This is a genomic window from Paraburkholderia ultramafica (assembly GCF_902859915.1).
Classification (GTDB): Bacteria; Pseudomonadota; Gammaproteobacteria; order Burkholderiales; family Burkholderiaceae; genus Paraburkholderia; species Paraburkholderia ultramafica.
This window is the reverse complement of the sequence record NZ_CADIKK010000003.1, coordinates 171,621-191,904: the sequence shown is the minus strand read 5'-3', so window position 1 is coordinate 191,904 and position 20,284 is coordinate 171,621. Positions and strand designations below refer to the sequence as shown.

Below are 20,284 nucleotides of genomic sequence, written 5' to 3'. Positions count from 1 at the left end.
TGGATATCCTCCTTGGTTCGCTCGGCGCGGGCAGGTGCGCGTTGGATGCTTGCGCCTGGTCCGCTACGCCTTTTCCTTCGCCTTCTGCGCAGCCTCGGCCGCGCTCGGCCGGCCGATACGGCTGGCCACCGGATCGGCCTCGGTATGCGCGGCGGTGCTGCCGGCCGGCGCCTGCGCACTGCGCGGCACCCAGTCGACCGCCTCGGTCGTGGCGGTTTCCAGCTCCGCCGACACTTCGGCACGCGTGCGCGGCAAATATTGCGGATAGTGCCTTTGGATGAAGTCGAGCAGTCCTTCGCGCACGCGGCAGCGCAAATCCCAGTTCAAACCGGAGTCGAGCGAACTGACGAGCGCGCGCAACTGCATCGAGCGCTCGGTGCCGTCGGTGACCTGCAGCACCTGCACGCGGCGATCCCACTCGGGCGCGCTCTCGACGATCCGCGCGAGCTCCTCGCGCAACGGCGCGAGCGGCATCCGGTAATCGACGAACAGAAACACCGTGCCGATGATCTGCGAACTGCTGCGGGTCCAGTTGGTGAACGGATTTTCGATAAACCATTGCAGCGGCACGATCAGCCGGCGCTGATCCCACAGACGCACCGACACATACGTGCCGGTGATTTCCTCGATACGCCCCCACTCGCCCTGAATCACGACCACATCATCGAGCCGGATCGGCTGCGACAACGCGATCTGCAAGCCGGCAATCAGATTGCCGAGCACGGGCCGTGCCGCGATACCGGCGACCAGACCGGCGACCCCCGCCGAGGCCAGCAAACTCGCGCCGACCTGGCGGACATTCGGGAAGGTCATCAACGCGCCGCCCGTGCCGACGATCACGATCAGAATCATCACCGAGCGCGCCAGCACCCGCGCCTGCGTGTGGATGCGGCGCGCCTGCAGGTTGTCGACAGTATCGAGCGGATGGGCGCGCACGATCGCCTCGCCGATGGCCGCCGCCGAGCGCACCGACAGCCACGTGAGCGCCGCGATCAGCGCGATCGCGGTGATATCGCGCAACGGCTCGATGTGATTGAGCGTATCGGGCGCCTCGGCCCACACGCCTTCCAGCACCAGAATCACAAGGACGAACAGCGACGGCTTGTCGATATAGCGCAGCACCACGCTGGTCAGCGGATGCGGCCGCGCGATGCGCATCACGACGCGCGCGCCGAACCGATGGACGCCGATGGCCACCGCCACCACGATGAACGACACGACCAAGGCGCCGAACCACGTATGCAACGGCGCTTCGGCGACACGGTTGAGGTCGTCGAAAGTAGACATGGGGGGCATGTTCCTCCTGGCTTGAGTGATAGACAGGACTGCTGCGAGGACTGCTGCGCCTGAAGCGCGGCCGCGGCGTTACGTGCCGTGTCGCACGCTGCGCGCGGCGGGCCGGGACGCCGGGCAAACAGGCGGCGCCCCGCCGCCGGAGCGGGCGCGATTTCGCCGACAGCGCCCCGCCGACGATACCGGCGCATCCGCACCCGGCAACGCGCCGTCCCGGGCGGCATGTTCCCCCGCGTTCGCGTGGCACACCCGTGGATCTAACGACATCTTAGGTGTTCATGCCCCGAAGTGGGGAACGGTGCCCGGATCGCCCGTTCTGGATACGGGCGATCCCGGGTTTCAAGCAGATTTGAAGCAGATTTGAAGCATACCGCCCGGAACGGGTTTGCAATCCCGCGACTGTCCGGCCCGGACACGAACGCATCGCCAGACTACAACGCCCACGCGCCCGCAGTGGATACCCGCGCGGGCACGCGCGCTTGCAGCCCACCGCCCGGATCAGCTTCCGCTCTTGCAAGGAAACGCCTTGCCGAGTCCCAGCGAGATCGCCGTGCTGGCGTTGTAGCCCGCGACGTTCGGATTTTCCGCGATGTACTTGCGCACCGCGTCGGTCAACTGCGCCGAGCGCGCGTCGGGCGGCAGGCAGTAGTACTGGCCGACTCGCGGGCCGGTGGTGCCGCCGATCGCGTCGATGGTGTTGAAGATGCCGTCGGCGGCGCCTTCGATATAGGCCGCGCACGCGCTGCGCGATGCCACATCCGTCTTGGTGCACAGCTTGTTGAGGTCGCCTCCCGTAAACGCGGCTGCCGATAGCGGTACGGCAAACGCGCTGGCGAAAATCAAAGCCCGCAGCATGGTGTTCCTTTCGAGGGTCGTTTATCAGGCGGTCTTTCGTCGCCGCATCCGGACGGCACGCCACGCGGCGCGCCAAAGTCGTCATTCTGCACTGTTTTACGCGGCGGCAGCAGCCCGGCAGCCGCTATCTTCCGCCCGAGGTTCGGGCTGCGGTTCAGACACAGGCTCAGGCCGCGGTTCAGGCACAGGTTCAGACAGATACGCGCGGTGAACCCGGTCGACGGTCAGCCCGCCGGTCCGGTTCGCCACGCATTTCACTTCTTCTGCATCTGCTGCAGGCGCGCGCTCAGCCCTTCGACGACGTCCGGCTCCTTGTAGGTCTTCGCAAAATCGAGCGCCGTCATGCCGATCTGGTTCTTCACCGTCAGATCCGCGCCGTTGTCGAGCAGCAGCTTCACCGTCGACACATGGCCGCCGCGCGCGGCCATCATCAGCGGCGTGGTGCCGTTCGGCGAACCGGCGTCGACGTAGGCCGAATGATCGAGCAGCACCTTGACGATATCGTCGTGACCGTTCGCGGCCGCGTAGTGCAGCGGCGCCCAGCCCTTCTTGTTGACCTCGGCGTCTTTCGCGATCAGCAGGTTGACGAAGTTCAGGTCGCCGACCAGCGCGGCCATCATCATCGCGTTCTCGCCGGCCTTGTCCTCGATCTCGAGGTTGGTCTTCGGGTTGGCGACCAGCGCCGCGCCGACCTTGTCCGACTTCTCGCGCGCGGCGAGCACCAGCAGCGGAATGCCCTGGCTATCGACGCTGTTCGGGTCCATGCCCTTGGCGAGCAGCTTGTTGACACCGTCGATGTCGTCGAACTTGACCGATTTGATCAGCGAATCGATCGGCGCGGCCTGCACCGGCGACGCGCTCAGCCCAGTCAGCGCCGCGCACGCGAACGTGGCGGCGAGCGCGACCCGCGACGCGCCGCGCCGGGTCGTTGCCAGCGCGCCGCGCACGGCGGAAGTCTGTGGGAATGCAGCGGTCGACATCGAAATATTTTTCATATCTTACTTTAGGAAACTTCCCTATCCTTTTGATATTGCTCGGCTTTATGAATCAAGCACCGACTGGCGCGGGAATCTTGAACAGCCTGAAGAAGTTCTGCGTGGTCGCGGCGGCGAGGGCCTCGTCCGGCATCTCGCGTTGTTGCGCGATGAAGCGTCCGACATAACTTACGTACGCAGGTTCATTAGGCTTGCCGCGATACGGCACCGGCGCGAGGTACGGCGAATCGGTTTCGATCAACAGCCGATCGAGCGGCACACGGCGCGCGACGTCCTGGACGTCGGTCGCGCTCTTGAACGTGACGATACCCGACAGCGAGATATAAAAATTCTGCGCCAGCGCCTGCTCCGCGACCGCCCACGGCTCGGTGAAGCAGTGCATCACGCCGCCCGGCTCGCTCGCGCGCTCCTCGGCCATGATCCGCAGCGTATCTTCCGCCGACGATCGCGTATGGACGATCAGCGGCTTTTTCGTCGCATGCGCGGCGCGGATGTGGGTGCGAAAGCGCTCGCGCTGCCATTCCATGTCGGCGATCGTGCGGCCTTCCAGACGATAGTAGTCGAGCCCCGTCTCGCCGATCGCGACCACCTTCGGATGCGCGGCCAGCTCGATCAGCTCGGCCACGCTCGGCTCGCGCATGTCCTCGTGGTCCGGGTGCACGCCAACCGACGCGTAGACGTTCTCGTGCCGGCTGGCGATCTCCAGCACGGATGGCAGCGTCTCCAGATCGACCGACACGCACAACGCGTGCGTGACCGAATGGCTGCGCATGTTTTCCAACACTTGCGGCAGGCGGTCGGCGAGTCCTTCGAAGTTGATGTGACAGTGCGAGTCGACAAACATGATGATGTCCTGCGAAAAATGGCGTGAGGCGAATCAGGCGGCGGCTGTGGCCGTGTCGAGGCGCTTGCCGAGAATCACCAGATCGCGCTCCACGCCGTCCAGCACCGCGACGCGCGGCAGCGAGCCCCACGTGTCGAAGCCGAAGCCGCGGAACAGCCGCAGACTCGCTTCGTTGTGGCCGAACACGAAGCCCAGCACGGTGTCGATGCCGAGCGCCGGCGCGGCCGCGAGCGCGGCCGTCAGCAGTTTTTTGCCGAGCCCCTGGCCGCGCGCGCTTTCGTCGAGATAGATGCTGACTTCGGCGGTGCGCAGATAGGCCGGACGGCCGTAGAAATCCGAAAAGCTTAGCCATGCGATCACGCGGCCCGGCTGCTGCGGGTCTTCCACCACCCACAGCGGACGCTTGTGCGGGCCGTGCGCGTGAAACCACGCGAGCCGGCTTTCGACGCTGACCGGCTCGAGATCGGCGGTGACTTGCCGCGACGGTACGGTCGAGTTGTAGATGGCGACGATCGCGGGCAGATCGTCGAGCGTGGCATCGCGGTAAGAAAGGCTCATGGTGCTTTTGTTGAGATGGAAGGCGAATTGACAGGACGAAACACGGGCCAGATCGCGGACGACCAGCCTGAGCGGCGCGGCGCGATGCGCCCGCCGCGGCCGGGGCGTCCCACGGGCAGGCTTACACGAACAACTCGCGGTAGCCGATAAACAGCTCCTCGAACACCAGCCGCGCGTTCAGCGGATGGTTCTCGACAGCGCGCTGGCGCGTCACGGTGCGCATGAAGCGCGCGAACGCGCTGGCATCCGCCTGCGACGCGCAGCGCGTCAACGCCGCCGACGCCTGCGGAAAATAACGCGGCGCGCCGGCGGTGCGCTGCGCCAGCAGATCGTACATCCAGCGTTGCAGCCAGCCCAGCACCAGCGGCACGGGCAGCTTCTGCAGCGCCTCGCCGCAGGCGAAGGCGTCGCAATCCGGACCGGCGGCCAGTTGCTTCAAGGTCCAGTCGCGCAGCGTGCGGTTTTCGTCGCTGGCGAGCGCGAGCGCCGCGAGCGGCGCGCCGCCGGCTTCGGCGAGCAGCGCCGGCGCTTCGGCGACGCCTTGCGCGGCCAGCCACTGCGTCGCCACGGCGAGCGCCGGCACGCTCATCGGCCATTGGCGGCAGCGGCTGATGATGGTGGGCAACAGACGGTCGATACGCGCCGACACCATCAGGAACACGACGCCCGCCGGCGGTTCTTCGAGTGTCTTGAGCAACGCGTTGGCCGCCGCGACATTCAGCCCTTCCGCCGGATACAGCACGACCACGCGCGCACCGCCGCGGTGCGAACCCACGCCGACGAAGTCGAGCAGGCCACGAATCTGCTCGATCTTGATTTCCTTGCTGGGCGTGCGGGTCTTCTTGCCTTCGTCGGCGTCGGCCTTGTCGACTTTTTCGTCGGCGGCGGCGCCCACGCCGGCTTCCGCGGCGAGCGCCTCGGGCACGACGATCCGGTAGTCCGGATGATTGCCCTGCGCGAACCAGTTGCAGGCCACGCACGTGCCGCACGGCTCGCCGTCGGCCTGCTGTGCCTCGCACAGCAGCCCTTGCGCGAGATGTTGCGCGAAGCGCAGCTTGCCGATGCCGGCCTGTCCATGCAGCAACAACGCGTGCGGCCAGTGGCCGCGCAGCTGCTGCAGGCGGTTCCAGTCATCGGCTTGCCACGGATAAATCATCGTTTCTCTTTGAAATCAATCAGTTGATAGCATTACGTGAGATGTCACGCCAACTTTGCACACGTTATAAACCGGAATTATATTCTTTTAAAATCAAAGAATTGCGATCAGTTCTTCAAGTTGCTTCTGAATTCGCGCAATGCTCTGCGAAGAGTCGATGATAGCGAAACGGTACGGCGCCTCTTCCGCGCGGCGCAAATATTCGGTGCGAGTGCGGCCGAAAAACGCCGCCGATTCGCTCTCGAAGCGATCCGGATCGCGCGCCGCGCTGCGCCGTTCGTTGGCGATCTCGGGCGGCAGGTCGAACAGCACCGTCAGGTCCGGCTGAAAGCCGCCCTGCACCCAGCGCTCCAGCGTTTCCAGCTTGTCACGCGGCAGTCCGCGGCCGCCACCCTGATAGGCGAAAGTCGCGTCGGTAAAACGGTCCGACAGCACCCAGTCGCCGCGCGCGAGCGCCGGCTCGATCACTTCGGCCAGATGCTGGCGGCGCAGCGCGAACATCAGCAGCGCCTCAGTTTCGAGGTCCATCTTCTGGTGCAGCACGATCTTGCGGATCTGTTCGCCGAGCGGCGTGCCGCCGGGCTCGCGGGTCATGACGATCGAGCGGCCGGTGCTCGCGACTTTCTGTTCGAGCCGCTCGCGAAACCAGCCGAGGTGAGTCGTCTTGCCGGCTCCGTCGATGCCCTCAAACGTGATGAATTTGCCCCGCGCCATCATTGCCCTCGAATGTATTTGTCCACGGCCTTGTTGTGATCGCCGAGGGTGTCAGAAAAGATGCTGCTGCCGTCACCGCGCGACACGAAGTACAGCGCGGTGCTTTGCGCCGGGTTCAGCGCCGCCTGCAGCGACGCGACCCCGGGCAGCGAGATGGGAGTGGGCGGCAGGCCCATCCGGGTGTAGGTATTGTAGGGAGTGTCGGTCTGCAGGTCTTTCTTTCTGATGTGGCCGGTGTAGCTGTCGCCCATGCCGTAGATCACGGTCGGGTCGGTCTGCAGCGGCATGCCCGCACGCAGACGGTTCGCGAACACCGCGGCCACCATCGGCCGGTCCGACTTCTTGCCGGTTTCCTTTTCGATGATCGACGCCATCGTCAACGCGTCGTAAGGCGTCTTGTACGGCAGGTCCGGCGCCCGCGCGAGCCACGCCTCGTCCAGCCGCACGCGCATCAGCCGATACGCGCGGCGGTACACGTCGAGGTCACTGGTGTTCTTGTCGAACAGATACGTGTCCGGGAAGAACAGCCCCTCGCCATTGCCGAGCGACGCTTCCGGCGCGCCGATCGCGTTCATCAGGTCGGCGTCGCTCATGCCCAGGGTGTCGTGCTTGAGCGCCGGATTGGCGTCCAGCTCGGCGCGCATGCGCTTGAAGGTCCAGCCTTCGATAATCGTCGCCACGTATTCGTTGACGTCGCCGCGGGCGATTTTTTGCAGCACTTCGTACGGCGTCACGCCGGTCTTGAACTCGTAGTTGCCCGACTTCAGATCGGTCTGCAGGCCCAGCAGCCGCGTCATGGCGATGAACAGTTCAGGCTCGACCGGCACGCCGCCGCGATTGAGCTGCTGCGCGACGCTGCGCAGGCTGCTGTGCGGTTTGACGGTGACGTCGAGTTGCGCGGGGGTCAGGTCGAGCGGACTGGTGGCCCAGTGATAACCGCCAGCGATTGCGGCAGCGGCCAGCACAACGACGATTGAGCCGGCGACGAAACATTTCTTCAGAAGGGACATGCGAAACGTGGCAGGGTTGGACTGCATATAATACTTGTTTGCCTTAGCCAAAGTCAGAATTGACTGTTCCCGGAATCCATGAACACACCGCTCGCTACCGCTTCAGGCACCGCTTCGAGTCCGGCTTCAGGACTCACGTCGAGCCCCGCGGCCGCCCCGGCAGCCGTCGCGCCCGCCGGGCTGCCAGTGTTGCCGCGCCCGTCGGCCGATGAATTCGACGCCGTGATCCATCACGGCGCGTACATGCCGCTCGCGCAGTTCGGCGTGATCGACGCCACCGGCGACGACGCGGCGAGCTTCCTGCACGGCCAGTTGACCAACGACACCCAGCATCTCGATGCCGCCAGCGCGCGTCTGGCCGGCTACTGCTCGGCCAAGGGCCGGCTGCTGGCGTCGCTCCTGACGTGGCGCAGCGGCGACACGATCCGCATGCTGCTGTCGAAAGACGTGCAGGCCGCGGTGCAGAAGCGGCTATCGATGTTCATCCTGCGCGCCAAGGCGAAGCTCGTCGACGCGAGCGGCGAGCTGGCGGTGGTGGGTCTCGCCGGCGACGTGCGTAAAGCGCTGTCCGGCGTGTTCGACGCGCTGCCCGACGGCGTGCATGTGCAGGTGGACGGGACGGCGGGCTCGCTGATTCGCGTGCCGGATGCGCTCGCGCGTCTGCGTTATCTGTGGGTCGGCCCGAAGGCGCAGGTCGAGGCCCACCTGCCCTTGCTCGATGAAAAACTCCAGCGCGTGTCGCCGGCGGTGTGGGACTGGCTCGACATCCGCGCGGGCGAGCCGCGCATCACCCAGCCGGTGGTCGAGCAGTTCGTGCCGCAAATGGTCAACTTCGACGTGCTCGGCGCGGTGAATTTCCGCAAAGGCTGCTATCCGGGCCAGGAAGTGGTCGCGCGCAGCCAGTATCGCGGCACGATCAAGCGGCGCACGTCGCTCGCCAACGTGGACGGCGAACTCGAAACCGTCAGGCCCGGCGCGGAACTGTTCCATTCGGACGATCCCGGCCAGCCGTGCGGGATGATCGTGAATGCGGCGTCGGCGCGAGGCGGCGGGGTCGATCTGCTGGTCGAGATCAAGCTCGCGGCACTGGAAAGCGGCTCGGTGCATCTGGGCGCGGCCGATGGCCCGGCGCTGCGGTTCCTCGCGCTGCCGTACGGGTTGCCGGCCGAGGTCTAAACACCCCTGCACGGTCCGAAGCGGCGCAATCAGGCGCCGCTTTTTGCTGGCCTCATCAACAACGCCAACGGCCCCTCACCGGGAGACGCCCCCCGATGTGTCTGATCGTTTTCGACTGGCGGCCCGACGCGGTCGACGGCCCGCTTCTCACGCTCGCCGCGAATCGCGACGAATTCTTTCGCCGCACGGCCGAACCGATCGGCTGGTGGCAGCACGCGCCGACCGTGCTGGCCGGCCGCGATCTGGTGGGCGGCGGCACGTGGCTCGGACTGTCGCGCGACGGCCGCTTCGCCGCGCTGACCAATTACCGCGCGCCGCACGAAATGCGCGCCGACGCGCCGACCCGTGGCACGCTCGTCAGCGACTGGCTGAGCGGTCCGGCGCGCGATGCGAATGGCAGCCTGCATGAGACTCCGCTCGCGTATCTGCAACACGTCGCGCTAACCGGCGACATCTATAACGGCTTCAATCTGCTGGTGGGCGACTGGGCGCGCCGCGAACTCGCCTGGTATTGCAACCGCTCGGAGCGCGCGCCCGCTCTGCTCACGCCGGGCACGCACGGCATCTCGAACGCGGTGCTCGATACCGCTTGGCCGAAGCTGGTGAAAAAGCGCGCCGAGCTGAGCACCCTGCTTACGCGCGACGCGATGCCGCCGCTCGAGCGTCTGATCGATCTGATGCGCGATCCGCGTCTCGCGCGCGACGACGAACTGCCGTCCACCGGCATTCCGCTCGAACGCGAACGGGTGTTGTCGGCGGCGTTTATCGAATCGCCGGAATATGGCACGCGCGGCACGACCGCGTTGCGGGTGGCCGCGCATGGTGAGGTGATCAGCGTGGCTGTCGCCGAGCGCAGCGACGACAACGGCTCGCATCGGATCGTGCGCCCCGGGGATTTCGAGCGCAGCTTCGCGTTCAATATCGAGCGTGAGATTGCGTGAGGGGCGCTTCGCGTCGCGATAGTCTGGCGCTCTTCTGACGATCGATCCGACGCCTCAGACCAACAGCAGCAATTACTCCACCCCGAACGCCGCGCGCAATGCCGCCGCGGCATCCGCATGCGCGTTCGCGACCTCGGGCACGAAGCCGCCCATCTTGAAGAACTCGTGGATCATGCCTGGATAGCGCGTGAGCGTGACCTCGTTGCCCGAGGCACGCAGCTTCTGCGCATACGCATCGCCTTCATCGCTCAACGGATCGTATTCGGCGGTCGCGATCCATGCCGGCGTGACACCGCTGAAATCGGGCGCGCCACGCTGGCCGTCGAGCGGCGCGAAACGCCAGTCGTCGCGATCGCCTGTGTCGCGCACGTATTGCTCGAAGAACCATTGAATCGTGTCACCCGACAGCAGGAAGCCGTCGGCGAGGCGCGAGTGCGAATCGGTTTGCTGATAGCCGGTGGTGCCCGGATAGATCAGCAACTGCAACGCGAGCCGGATGCCGGCGTCGCGTGCGAGCACCGCGCAGACCGTCGCCAGCGTGCCACCCGCGCTGTCGCCGCCGACCGCGAGCCGCTGCGCGTCGACGCCGTATTCCGCGGCGTGCTCGTGCAGCCAGCTCAATGCGTCGAACGCGTCTTCAACCGCGGTGGGGAATTTGTACTCGGGCGCGAGCCGGTAATCGACCGACAGCACCGTGCATTGGCCGTCGCGCGCGAACATCCGGCACAGCGCGTCGTGCGTATCGACGCTGCCTACCGTGAAGCCGCCGCCGTGATAGTAGATCAGCGCCGGTGCGGGCTCGGCCCAGCTCGGCTCGACCGCCTGGTACAGACGCGCGCGAATGGTCGCGCCGTCGCGCGTCGGGATGCGCAGATCTTCGAGCGTGAACATCGGCGCGCTCGCGATCTCCAGGATCGGCGCGCTTTTTTCGTACGACGCGCGCGCCTGTTGCGCGCTCATGTGGTGGTACTGCGGGCGCTTGGCCCGCGCGATCATATCGAGCACCTGCTCGATCTTCGGATTCAGCGGCATGGTGCGCGTGCTGCGTCGGATGGCGCCTGCGCGCCGAAGGTTAAAAAGAGCCGGCGCAAAACGCGCCGGCAATGCGATGAGCGCCTAGCTCGCGTTCTTCACTTCGGGCTTCAGCGACATCGGATCGGTGGGATTGCGCCATTGCTCGATGTCCTCGTGACGCAGCTTGACCGTCGCCATGATGGCCGGATGCGTGACGATGTAGAACCGCCGCGCGGCGATCGCTTCGAAGGTGATGTCGGCGACATCGGCGGCGCTCAGCTTGCCAGACTGCACCGCGCGTTGCAGTTGCTTGCCGGCGGCGATCTGCGAGCGCGTCGGAGCACTGGCGTTGCGCAGTTCCGAAGGACGCGAGCGTTCCGCATCGGCGATGCCGGTCGGCACGAAGGCTGGGCACAGCAGCGAACAGCCGACCAGGCCGCCCGCCGCTTGTGTGCCCGCCGCCGCTTGCACGCGGGCCGCCTGCGCCAGTTGCAGGTCCTGATAGAGCGTCTCGGTCAGCGACACCACCGCGTGTTTCGACGCGTTGTAGATGCCCATCGCGGGCGGCGACAGCAAGCCCGCGACCGACGCCGTGTTTACGATATGCGCGGGCTCGTTCTGCGCGAGCATGATCGGCGTGAAGACGCGCACACCGTGCGCGACGCCCATCACGTTGACGCCGAACACCCACGACCAGTCGTTCGCCGAGCTTTCCCACAGGAAGCCGCCCGAGCCCACGCCCGCGTTGTTAAAGAGCAGGTGCACCTTGCCGAACGCGGCGAGCGCCGCTTGCGCGAGCGCTTCGACCTGGGCCGGGTTCGACACGTCGGTCGGCACGCCGAGCGCTTCGGCGCCGCTCTCGCGCAACGCTTCGACGGTTTGCGCGAGCGCGTCGGGATTCACGTCGGCCAGCACGAGCTTCATGCCGAGTGCCGCGCCCTTCTGCGCGAACGCGCGGCCGAAACCACTAGCCGCCCCGGTGATCACGGCCACCTTGCCTGCGAATTCGAACATCCATTGACTCCTGGGTTGAGCGGCGTTGTCTGCCTGCGCCGCTTGCCTGTATGCGTTGCTGCGCTCAGATCAGCTTGACGAGCTGCTTGCCGAAGTTCTTGCCTTTGAGCAGACCCATGAACGCCTCCGGCGCCGCGTCGAGCCCTTGCGCGATGGTCTCGCGGTATTGCAGCTTGTTCTGCGCGACCAGCGTGCCCAACTGCTTGAGCGCTTCCGGCCACACGTCCATATGTTCGCTGACGATGAAGCCTTGCACCAGCAGCCGCTGCGTGAGCATCAACGACGGCTGCCTGAGCGGCAGCGGCTGGCCGTCATAGCCCGCGATGAACCCGCACAGCGCGATGCGCCCGAACGCGTTCATGCGTGCGAGCGTCACGTCGAGCACTTCGCCGCCGACGTTTTCGAAGTAGCCGTCCACGCCATCCGGCGTCACGGCCTTGAGGTCCTGATACAGGTTGCCGGCCTTGTAATCGACACAGGCATCGAAGCCGAGCGTCTCGACCACATAGCGGCACTTGTCCGCGCCGCCCGCGATGCCGACCGCGCGTGCGCCGGCCAGCTTCGCCAGTTGTCCGACCACGCTGCCCACCGCGCCGCTCGCCGCGCTGACCACCACCGTCTCGCCCGCTTTCGGCGCGATGATCCGGTTCAGCCCGTACCACGCGGTGACGCCCGGCATGCCGACCGGACCCAGCCAGGCCGACAGCGGCACGTGCGTATCGTCGACTTTCTGCACGCCGGTTCCGTTCGACGTGCCGTACTCCTGCCAGCCAAACATCGCGACGACCTTGTCGCCGACCGCGAACTTCGGATTCTTCGACTCAACCACTTCGCCGACCGTGCCGCCGATCATCACTTCGTTCAGCGGCTGCGGCGCCGCGTACGACTTGCTGTCGTTCATGCGGCCGCGCATGTACGGATCGAGCGACAGGAAGTGATTACGCACGCGCAATTCGCCATCGGCAAGCGGGGCGAGCGGCGTTTCGACGAGCTTGAAGTTGTCGGGCGTGACCGCGCCTTGCGGACGCGAAGCCAGCACGAGTTGACGGTTGATCTGGGGCATGACGGTCGTCTCCTTGAGTTACCGATTGGGTCGGTGAATGATTTAACGGCGCGCGTGAATCGAACGGCGCACAAAGGCCACAACTGACGCGTGCGGCTTACCCGGAACGCGCGCGCTGCATCGGCCGATCAGCCGTCGCTGGGGCCGGGCTTCGCCGACGGGTCGCTGCGCAGGCGCTGTTGCGTCACGCCGCGGCCGACGGCCAGGCGGCGCATGTATTTGAAGGTGCCGAGCGCCTTGGCAACGAAGTGGCCTTCACTGTCGCGAATCTCGCCTTCGCAATAGGCCATGGTGGTCGAGCGGTGCAACACGCGGCCGGTCGCGCGCAATTCGCCGCGGCCCGGCTGCATGAAGTTGACCTTCATCTCGACGGTGACGACGCCGACGCCGTCGCCGGCCAGACTGCGTGCGGCCATCGCGAGCGCTACGTCGGCAAGCGTCATCGTGACGCCGCCATGCGCGACGTCCCACGTGTTCATATGATCGGCCTGCAACGGCAGCACGACTTCGCTGACGCCGTCGGCGGCCGACAACAGCTGCGCGCCGAGGCGGTCGACGAACGGGCTTTCGGGCAGAGATGGGCTGCCTGCTTTGGGTGATGAGGATGAATCGGTCATTGCGTATTCAGGTTTCGTAGTCGGCGGAGCGCGAGGCGCCTTCGGCAGGCTGGCTTTGTTCGTTGAGCTTTGACATCACAATGTGATGGATCACTGAATCACCTTGTTCGCGTCGCTTCAATTCCATTTGCCCGGCTGATGCCCGGCATTCGCTGCATTGCTTTGCATGACGTCCCGTCGCATCGTGCGGCATCCAAACGCACGCGGAGCCGTAGGCGCACGCAGCAGGAAATGATACCCGCTATCGCGTCGGCGCATGCGCCGCCATCCGTCCCGCCAACCGCCCCAGCCTGCGCACCGCTTGATCGGCCAGATCGGGATCCGTACCCGGACAACTCAGCCGAATGAAGTGATCGAAACGCCCCGCGTTCGAAAACACCGTCCCCGGCATCACGCGAATGCCGTCATCCAACGCGGCATCGAAGAAAGCCGACGACGATACTTCACGCGGCAGTTCGATCCAGAAAAACATGCCGCCGCGCGGCGGCGTGAAGCGCGTGCCGTCGGGAAACGACGCGGCCACCGCCGCCGCCATCCGTTCGCGCTGAAGCCGCAAGCCGTCGCGCAAGCGCCGCAAATGCCGCTCGTACGCACTCGTTTCCAGGAACCCGGCAAGCACCACTTGCGACAACTGCTCGTTGTGCCGCGACTGCGCGAACTTCAGCATGCCGATACGCGGATGCCAGCGTCCGCCGTTGATCCAGCCGACCCGCATGCCGGGCGCCAGCGTCTTGTTGAACAACGTGCAATGGATCACGGTGCCGTCGGTGTCCCACGCTTTCAGCGACCTGGGCGGCTGTGCGGCATCAGCGCGTTCGTCGTACTCCCCCCGTGCGCCGATAAAGGCACTTACAGCTACATCCGTCAGGCCGCGCATCATCTGGCTGGCCTCGTCAGAACACGGTTGCGGCGCGCCGCCTGAAACGCCTCTGCCCGCGCGACGCCTCCCGGTACAATGCATGATCAACCCGCTTCCTTCGAGGTGCCGGTCATGTCCTCCCTGCGCGCGCCGCTGTCCGGTCGTTTGTCCAGTGTTTGCCGCCTGTTCATCATCGTCGCCCTCTTCACCACCATCACACTGACGCTCAATGGCTGCGCCGGCCTGTTGGGGGCCGACCCGTTGCGCGTCAGTGTGGCCGGCATCGAGCCGATCGACAGCCAGGGGCTGGAGATGCGCTTCAATATCAAACTGCGCGTGCAGAATCCCAACGACTCCACGGTCAGCTTCAACGGCGTGTCGCTCGAACTCGAACTGAACGGCAAGCCGTTCGCCAGCGGCGTCAGCGACCAGGGCGGCACCGTGCAGCGCTTCGGCGAAACCGTCGTCACCGTGCCACTGACCGTGCCGGCTTTCGCTGCGGTTCGCCAGGCCTTCGCGCTCGCGGACGCCGCGCAGTCGGGGCAGATTCCGTACATTCTGCGCGGCAAGCTCGCGAGCGGCTTGACGGGTACGACGCGATTTACCAATCAAGGAACGTTGAGCCTGTCGCCGCGTGGCCCGACTTCGCCGTGATGCCTGCAATTGAATCAGGCAACTGAGTCCGGCAACCGCTGTTGGAGAAAGCGCAGATAAAAAAACAGTGCTGCGGATTGGTCGCCACCGCAACGAACCCCACAGCACCCGCCGTCCCAGCTCCGCCTGAACCGGATCAAACCACTTCGAACAGCCCTGCCGCGCCCTGGCCGCCGCCGATACACATCGTCACGACGACCAGCTTCGCGCCACGCCGCTTGCCTTCGATCAACGCGTGCCCGGTCAGCCGCGCGCCCGACACGCCATACGGATGGCCGACCGCAATCGCGCCGCCGTTCACGTTCAGACGGTCGTGCGGAATGCCGAGCTTGTCCGCGCAATACAGCACCTGCACCGCGAATGCTTCGTTCAGCTCCCACAGGTCGATGTCCTCGACCTTCAGGCCCGCCTGCCTGAGCAGCTTCGGCACCGCGAACACCGGGCCGATGCCCATCTCGTCCGGCTCGCAACCGGCCACCGCGAAGCCGCGGAACATGCCGAGCGGTTGCAGGCCTTCACGCTCCGCGACCTTCGCGTTCATCACCACGCAGGCCGACGCGCCATCTGAAAACTGGCTCGCATTGCCGGCGGTGATCACGCCGCCCGGCATCGCGGTGCGAATCTTCGACACGCCTTCGAGCGTCGTGTCGGCGCGAATGCCTTCGTCGCTGCTGACCGTCACTTCCTTCGTGAAGAGACGGCCGCTCGCTTTGTCGGCGACGCCGGCGAGCACCGTCAACGGCACGATCTCGTCCTTGAACTTGCCGGCTTCGAGCGCGGCCGCCGCGCGCTGCTGCGAGCGCACGCCGTATTCGTCCTGACGCTCTTTCGAGATCGAGTAGCGCGTCGCGACGTTCTCGGCGGTCTGCAGCATCGACCAGTAGATTTCCGGCTTGTTCTTGCTGAGCCAGCCTTCGGCCATCATGTGGCGGTTCATCTCGTTCTGCACGCACGAGATCGATTCCACGCCGCCCGCCACGAACACATCGCCTTCACCGGCGATCACGCGTTGCGCGGCAAGCGCAATAGTTTGCAATCCCGACGAACAGAAACGGTTCACCGTCATGCCCGGCACGCTGACCGGCAAGCCGGCACGCAACGCGATCTGCCGCGCGATGTTGGCGCCCGTCGCGCCTTCCGGATTCGCGCAGCCCATGATCACGTCTTCGACGCGCGCCGGGTCGAGCTTCGCGCGTTCGACGGCGGCCTGGGTCACGTGGCCGCCGAGCGTCGCGCCGTGCGTCATGTTGAAACCGCCGCGCCATGATTTGGCGAGACCCGTGCGGGCGGTCGATACGATTACGGCGTCAGTCATACATGTCTCCCATCCCATGCAAGTTATTGCGGTCGACCAGAGTTGGCGCTTCAGCGGTTACTCTGGTCCCATACAAGTTGGTCGGTACTTCCAGATGTCGATGGTGGCGCGTTGGCGAATCGCCGGGCGGCTGGAGCGCCGCAGCGCGCCACCTCAGTCATTTCACTCGAGCGGCCATTCAGCCGGCTCAGCCCGCTCAATCGTTGAACCCACGGCCTTTGGCGGCCAGCTCCGCGATGCCCGGCGCCAGTTGCCACGCGTCGCCGTTCGGCCGCGCCGCGTAGCGGCGAATCGCGCGCTCGACGTTGTAGAGGCCGACCGTATCCGCGTACAGCATCGGGCCGCCGCGATAGAGCGGGAAGCCGTAGCCGGTCAGATAGACCATGTCGATATCCGACGCTTTCGACGCAATGCCTTCTTCGAGAATCTTCGCGCCTTCGTTGACGAGCGCGAACACGAGGCGCTCGACGATTTCCTCGTCGCCGATCTTGCGGCGCGCGGCGTTGGTATCTTTCGAGAACTCGCCGATCATCTCGTCGACCACGTTCGACGGATACGCGGTGCGGTCGCCCGCCTTGTAGTCGTACCAGCCGCCGCCGGTCTTCTGGCCGAAGCGCCCCATCTCGCACAGACGATCGGCGATCTTCGAGTAGTGCATGTCCGGATGTTCCAGATAGCGGCGCTTGCGAATCGCCCAGCCGATGTCGTTGCCGGCCAGATCGCTCATGCGGAACGGACCCATCGCGAAGCCGAATTTCTCGATTGCGCGGTCGACCTGCGCGGGCAGCGCGCCTTCCTCGAGCATGAAGAGCGCCTGACGAATGTATTGCTCGATCATCCGGTTGCCGATGAAGCCGTCGCATACACCCGAGACCACCGCGGTCTTCCTGATCTTCTTCGCGAGCTTCATCACGGTGGCGAGCACGTCCTTCGCCGTGTCCTTGCCGCGCACCACTTCGAGCAGCTTCATCACGTTGGCCGGGCTGAAGAAGTGCAAGCCGACCACGTCCTGCGGACGCTTCGTGAACGCGGCGATCTTGTCGACGTCGAGCGTCGACGTGTTCGACGCGAGGATCGCGCCGGGTTTGGCGACTTCGTCAAGACGCTTGAACACCTGCTCTTTCACGCCGAGTTCTTCGAACACGGCTTCGACGATCAGATCCGCGTGCTTCAGGTCGTCGTAGGAAAGCGTGGGCGTGATCAGCGCCATCCGCTGTTCGAGCGCTTCGGGCTTGAGCTTGCCCTTCTTGACGGTGGCTTCGTAGTTCTTGCGGATCGTGGCCAAGCCACGGTCGAGCGCTTCCTGTCTGGTTTCCAGCAGCGTGACCGGAATGCCCGCGTTGATGAAGTTCATCGCGATGCCGCCGCCCATCGTGCCGGCGCCGATCACCGCTACCGTGCTGATGTCGCGCACCGGCGTGTCGGCAGGCACGTCGGGAATCTTGCTGGCCGCGCGTTCGCCGAAGAACGCGTGACGCAGCGCATGGCTTTCCGGCGTCTGCACGAGCGCGATAAAGCATTCGCGCTCAAACTCGAGGCCCTTGTCGAAACCGTTCTGCACGCCCGCTTCGACAGCGTCGATACATTTGTGCGGCGCCGGGAAATTCTTTGCGATGCCTGCAACGCTGTTGCGCGCGAACTGGATGAAACCGGCCGCGTTCGGATGCTCGATCTTGCGCTCGCGCACCTTCGGATGCGGGCCTTCCTTCGCGCCGACCTTGCGGGCGAACGCGAGCGCCGCTTCGGCCAGATCGCCTTGCACGACTTCGTCGAACAGACCCGAGTCGGCCAGTTTCTCCGACAGCACCGGCGCGCCGGAGACGATCATGTTGAGCGCGGCTTCGAGGCCGATCGCGCGCGGCAGACGCTGCGTCCCGCCCGCGCCCGGCAGGATGCCGAGCTTCACTTCCGGCAGCGCGATCTGCGCGCCGGGTGCGGCGATCCGGTAATGCGCGCCGAGCGCCAGTTCGAGGCCGCCGCCCATCGCGACGCTGTGAATCGCCGCGACCACCGGCTTCACGCTGCCTTCGACGATCTTGATGACCGTGGCGAGCGTCGGCTCCTGGGTCGCCTTCGGCGTGTTGAATTCGGTGATGTCGGCGCCGCCCGAGAAGGCCTTGCCGGCGCCCGTCAGCACGATGGCCTTGATGGCCGGATCGTTCTGCGCGCGCTCGATCCCTTCGACGATGCCAGCTCGCGTCGACAGCCCGAGGCCGTTCACCGGAGGATTGTTCAGCGTGATGACGGCCACGCCGTCATGAGTTGTGTAGTCCACTGCCATCTGCCTGCCTCCATGCGATCGATGCCAATCATGCGATTAAGGCGGCATCACGCGCCGCCTGTCCGGTTCAATCGAATTGGCGCATTGCCCAACTCATTGTCCAACTTTCTGGCCGATTGTCCCGGGGTCAGCAGGCAGGATACACAAAAAAGCACGCTCGTTCAATTTATCGTTAGACGGGGTTTCCCCTGGCAAGCGGACCAAGCGGACAGTTCTTTTCGTCCTCGAGCGCGGAGGGCAGCACATGATCGCGGAAGAGCTCGCGCAGCTTCAGTTTCTGCAGCTTGCCGGTGGCCGTGTGCGGCAGTTGGTCGACGAACGCGACGTCGTCGGGGATCCACCAGCGGGCCACCTTGCCTTGGTAGAACGCGAGCAGTTCCTCGCGCGTCACGTCGAAGCCCGCGCGCCTGACCACCACCAGCAGCGGACGCTCGGTCCACTTCGGATGCGCGCACGCGATGCACGCCGCTTCCGCTACCGCCGGATGTGCAATAGCGACGTTCTCGACGTCGATCGAACTGATCCATTCGCCGCCGGATTTGATCACGTCCTTCGAGCGGTCGGTGATGTGCAGGAAACTGTCGGGGTCGATGGTCGCGACGTCGCCGGTCGGAAACCAGCCGTCCACCAGCGGCGACTCGTCCTTGCGGAAATACCGGTCGATCACCCACGGCCCGCGCACATGCAGATCGCCGAACGCGACGCCGTCCCACGGCAATTCCCGCCCGTCCTCGCCGACGATCTTCATGTCGACGCCATAGATCGCATGGCCCTGCTTTTCGAGCGATTTGCGCTGCTCGGCGAGCGGCCGCTGGCTTTGCTCCCACGTCAGTTTCGACAAGGTGCCGAGCGGCGACATTTCGGTCATGCCCCACGCGTGGATCACCTGCACGCCGTAGTCGTCCTCGAACGTGCGCAGCATCGCCGGCGGACACGCGGAGCCGCCGATCACGGTGCGATTGAGCGACGAAAACTTCACGCCCGCCTCGCGCAGATAGTTCAGCAAGCCAAGCCACACGGTCGGCACGCCGGCCGAATACGTGACGCGCTCGCTTTCCATCAGTTCATAAAGCGACTTGCCGTCGAGGTCCTTGCCGGGGAATACCAGCTTCGCGCCGGTCAACGGCGCGGCGTGCGGAATGCCCCACGCGTTCACATGGAACATCGGCACGACCGGCAGCACCGCATCGCGCGCGGACAGGCTCATCGCATCGGGCAAGGAGGCGCCGAACGCATGCAGTACCGTCGAGCGCTGCGAATACAGCGCGCCCTTCGGATTGCCGGTGGTGCCAGATGTGTAGCAAAGGTACGACGCCTGACGCTCGTCGATATGCGGCCAGGCGAAGTTGCCGTCCTGCGCGGCCATCAGCGTCTCGTAACTGAGCACCGGCGTTTGCATGACCGGCAGATGCGCTGCGTCGGCCAGCGCGATCCAGCCGCGCACTTTCGGGCATTGCGGCGCGAGCACGTCGACGAGCGGCGCGAACGTGGTGTCGAACAGCACGTAGGCATCGTCGGCATGATTGACGATGTAGGCGATCTGCTCGGGAAAGAGACGCGGGTTGATCGTGTGGCACACGGCGCCGAAGCCAGTCGTACCGTAATACGCTTCCAGATGCCGGTAGCCGTTCCACGCGAGGGTCGCGACCCGCTCGCCGGGTTCGACGCCCAGCGCGATCAGCGCCTGCGCGAGCTGCTTTGCGCGCTTTTCGCAATCGCGGTAGGTGTAGCGGTGCAGATCGCCTTCAATGCGCCGCGACACGATTTCGGTGCTGCCGAAATGCCGTGCGGCATGCGCGAGCAACGAGGACACAGTGAGCGGCACATCCATCATCTGGCCCAGCAGCGGCGTCGTCATAAAGCGTGGTCTCCTCGGCTTGTTCTGTTTGAATCGGGTTGTGGCCGGAACCGATCGGGCGCATCGG

18 protein-coding genes and 1 pseudogene are annotated in these 20,284 nt (G+C 65.5%); 3 read left to right on the top strand and 16 right to left on the bottom strand.

Going from position 1 to position 20,284, the window contains the following annotated elements:
• Positions 1-63: 63 nt before the first annotated feature.
• The 8 genes from HV744_RS04615 to mltG form a co-directional block, all read right to left on the bottom strand.
• The gene (locus HV744_RS04615) at positions 64-1,287 is read right to left on the bottom strand and encodes a mechanosensitive ion channel family protein (RefSeq protein ID WP_175148361.1); all 1,224 of its coding nucleotides are present in this window, start codon (positions 1,285-1,287) and stop codon (positions 64-66) included.
• Positions 1,288-1,791: 504 nt separating this feature from the next.
• A complete protein-coding gene (locus HV744_RS04610) occupies positions 1,792-2,148 on the bottom strand; it encodes a Rap1a/Tai family immunity protein (RefSeq protein ID WP_175148360.1) in 357 nt (118 codons plus the stop codon).
• A gap of 254 nt (positions 2,149-2,402) precedes the next feature.
• Positions 2,403-3,143, bottom strand: coding sequence for an ankyrin repeat domain-containing protein (locus HV744_RS04605; protein WP_175148359.1), 741 nt, complete (start codon positions 3,141-3,143; stop codon positions 2,403-2,405).
• A gap of 52 nt (positions 3,144-3,195) precedes the next feature.
• The gene (locus tag HV744_RS04600) at positions 3,196-3,987 is read right to left on the bottom strand and encodes a TatD family hydrolase (protein WP_175148358.1); all 792 of its coding nucleotides are present in this window, start codon (positions 3,985-3,987) and stop codon (positions 3,196-3,198) included.
• Between the two features lie 33 nt (positions 3,988-4,020).
• Positions 4,021-4,545, bottom strand: a complete 525-nt coding sequence (locus tag HV744_RS04595) for a GNAT family N-acetyltransferase (RefSeq protein ID WP_175148357.1) — start codon at positions 4,543-4,545, stop codon at positions 4,021-4,023.
• Positions 4,546-4,666: 121 nt separating this feature from the next.
• Entirely contained in the window at positions 4,667-5,701 is a 1,035-nt protein-coding gene (locus tag HV744_RS04590; protein WP_175148356.1) for a DNA polymerase III subunit delta', read from the bottom strand.
• 93 nt (positions 5,702-5,794) lie between these two features.
• A complete protein-coding gene (gene tmk, locus HV744_RS04585) occupies positions 5,795-6,415 on the bottom strand; it encodes a dTMP kinase (RefSeq protein WP_175148487.1) in 621 nt (206 codons plus the stop codon).
• Positions 6,415-7,425, bottom strand: coding sequence for an endolytic transglycosylase MltG (gene mltG, locus HV744_RS04580; RefSeq protein WP_175148486.1), 1,011 nt, complete (start codon positions 7,423-7,425; stop codon positions 6,415-6,417). Before mltG ends, tmk begins: the two co-directional genes overlap by 1 nt.
• Before the next feature lie 78 nt (positions 7,426-7,503).
• Between mltG and ygfZ the strand changes: the two genes are divergently transcribed.
• Together ygfZ and HV744_RS04570 are read left to right on the top strand one after the other, a co-directional pair.
• A complete protein-coding gene (gene ygfZ / locus HV744_RS04575) occupies positions 7,504-8,601 on the top strand; it encodes a CAF17-like 4Fe-4S cluster assembly/insertion protein YgfZ (protein WP_175148355.1) in 1,098 nt (365 codons plus the stop codon).
• A 95-nt stretch (positions 8,602-8,696) separates the two neighbouring features.
• Entirely contained in the window at positions 8,697-9,542 is an 846-nt protein-coding gene (locus HV744_RS04570) for an NRDE family protein (protein ID WP_175148354.1), read from the top strand.
• Between the two features lie 72 nt (positions 9,543-9,614).
• On the opposite strand, the gene HV744_RS04565 is transcribed toward HV744_RS04570, so the two are convergent.
• The 5 genes and pseudogenes from HV744_RS04565 to HV744_RS04545 form a co-directional block, all read right to left on the bottom strand.
• The gene (locus HV744_RS04565) at positions 9,615-10,574 is read right to left on the bottom strand and encodes an alpha/beta hydrolase (RefSeq protein ID WP_175148353.1); all 960 of its coding nucleotides are present in this window, start codon (positions 10,572-10,574) and stop codon (positions 9,615-9,617) included.
• Positions 10,575-10,658: 84 nt separating this feature from the next.
• Entirely contained in the window at positions 10,659-11,570 is a 912-nt protein-coding gene (locus tag HV744_RS04560) for an SDR family oxidoreductase (protein WP_175148352.1), read from the bottom strand.
• Between the two features lie 64 nt (positions 11,571-11,634).
• Positions 11,635-12,633, bottom strand: coding sequence for an NADP-dependent oxidoreductase (locus HV744_RS04555; RefSeq protein WP_175148351.1), 999 nt, complete (start codon positions 12,631-12,633; stop codon positions 11,635-11,637).
• A 128-nt stretch (positions 12,634-12,761) separates the two neighbouring features.
• Complete coding sequence (locus HV744_RS04550) at positions 12,762-13,250, bottom strand: PaaI family thioesterase (protein WP_175148350.1); 489 nt, start codon at positions 13,248-13,250, stop codon at positions 12,762-12,764.
• Between the two features lie 241 nt (positions 13,251-13,491).
• A pseudogene (locus HV744_RS04545) lies at positions 13,492-14,073 on the bottom strand (aminotransferase class I/II-fold pyridoxal phosphate-dependent enzyme); the annotation flags it as partial.
• 168 nt (positions 14,074-14,241) lie between these two features.
• On the opposite strand from HV744_RS04545, the gene HV744_RS04540 reads away from it, so the two are divergent.
• Positions 14,242-14,763, top strand: coding sequence for an LEA/WHy family protein (locus tag HV744_RS04540; RefSeq protein ID WP_175148349.1), 522 nt, complete (start codon positions 14,242-14,244; stop codon positions 14,761-14,763).
• A gap of 136 nt (positions 14,764-14,899) precedes the next feature.
• Here HV744_RS04540 and HV744_RS04535 read toward each other — a convergent pair whose 3' ends face one another.
• The 3 genes from HV744_RS04535 to HV744_RS04525 all read right to left on the bottom strand — a co-directional run bounded on the left by HV744_RS04535 (position 14,900) and on the right by HV744_RS04525 (position 20,217).
• A complete protein-coding gene (locus HV744_RS04535; protein WP_175148348.1) occupies positions 14,900-16,078 on the bottom strand; it encodes an acetyl-CoA C-acyltransferase in 1,179 nt (392 codons plus the stop codon).
• Between the two features lie 196 nt (positions 16,079-16,274).
• Positions 16,275-18,359, bottom strand: a complete 2,085-nt coding sequence (locus HV744_RS04530; RefSeq protein WP_175148347.1) for a 3-hydroxyacyl-CoA dehydrogenase NAD-binding domain-containing protein — start codon at positions 18,357-18,359, stop codon at positions 16,275-16,277.
• A gap of 172 nt (positions 18,360-18,531) precedes the next feature.
• Entirely contained in the window at positions 18,532-20,217 is a 1,686-nt protein-coding gene (locus HV744_RS04525; RefSeq protein ID WP_175148346.1) for a 3-(methylthio)propionyl-CoA ligase, read from the bottom strand.
• Positions 20,218-20,284: the final 67 nt, after the last annotated feature.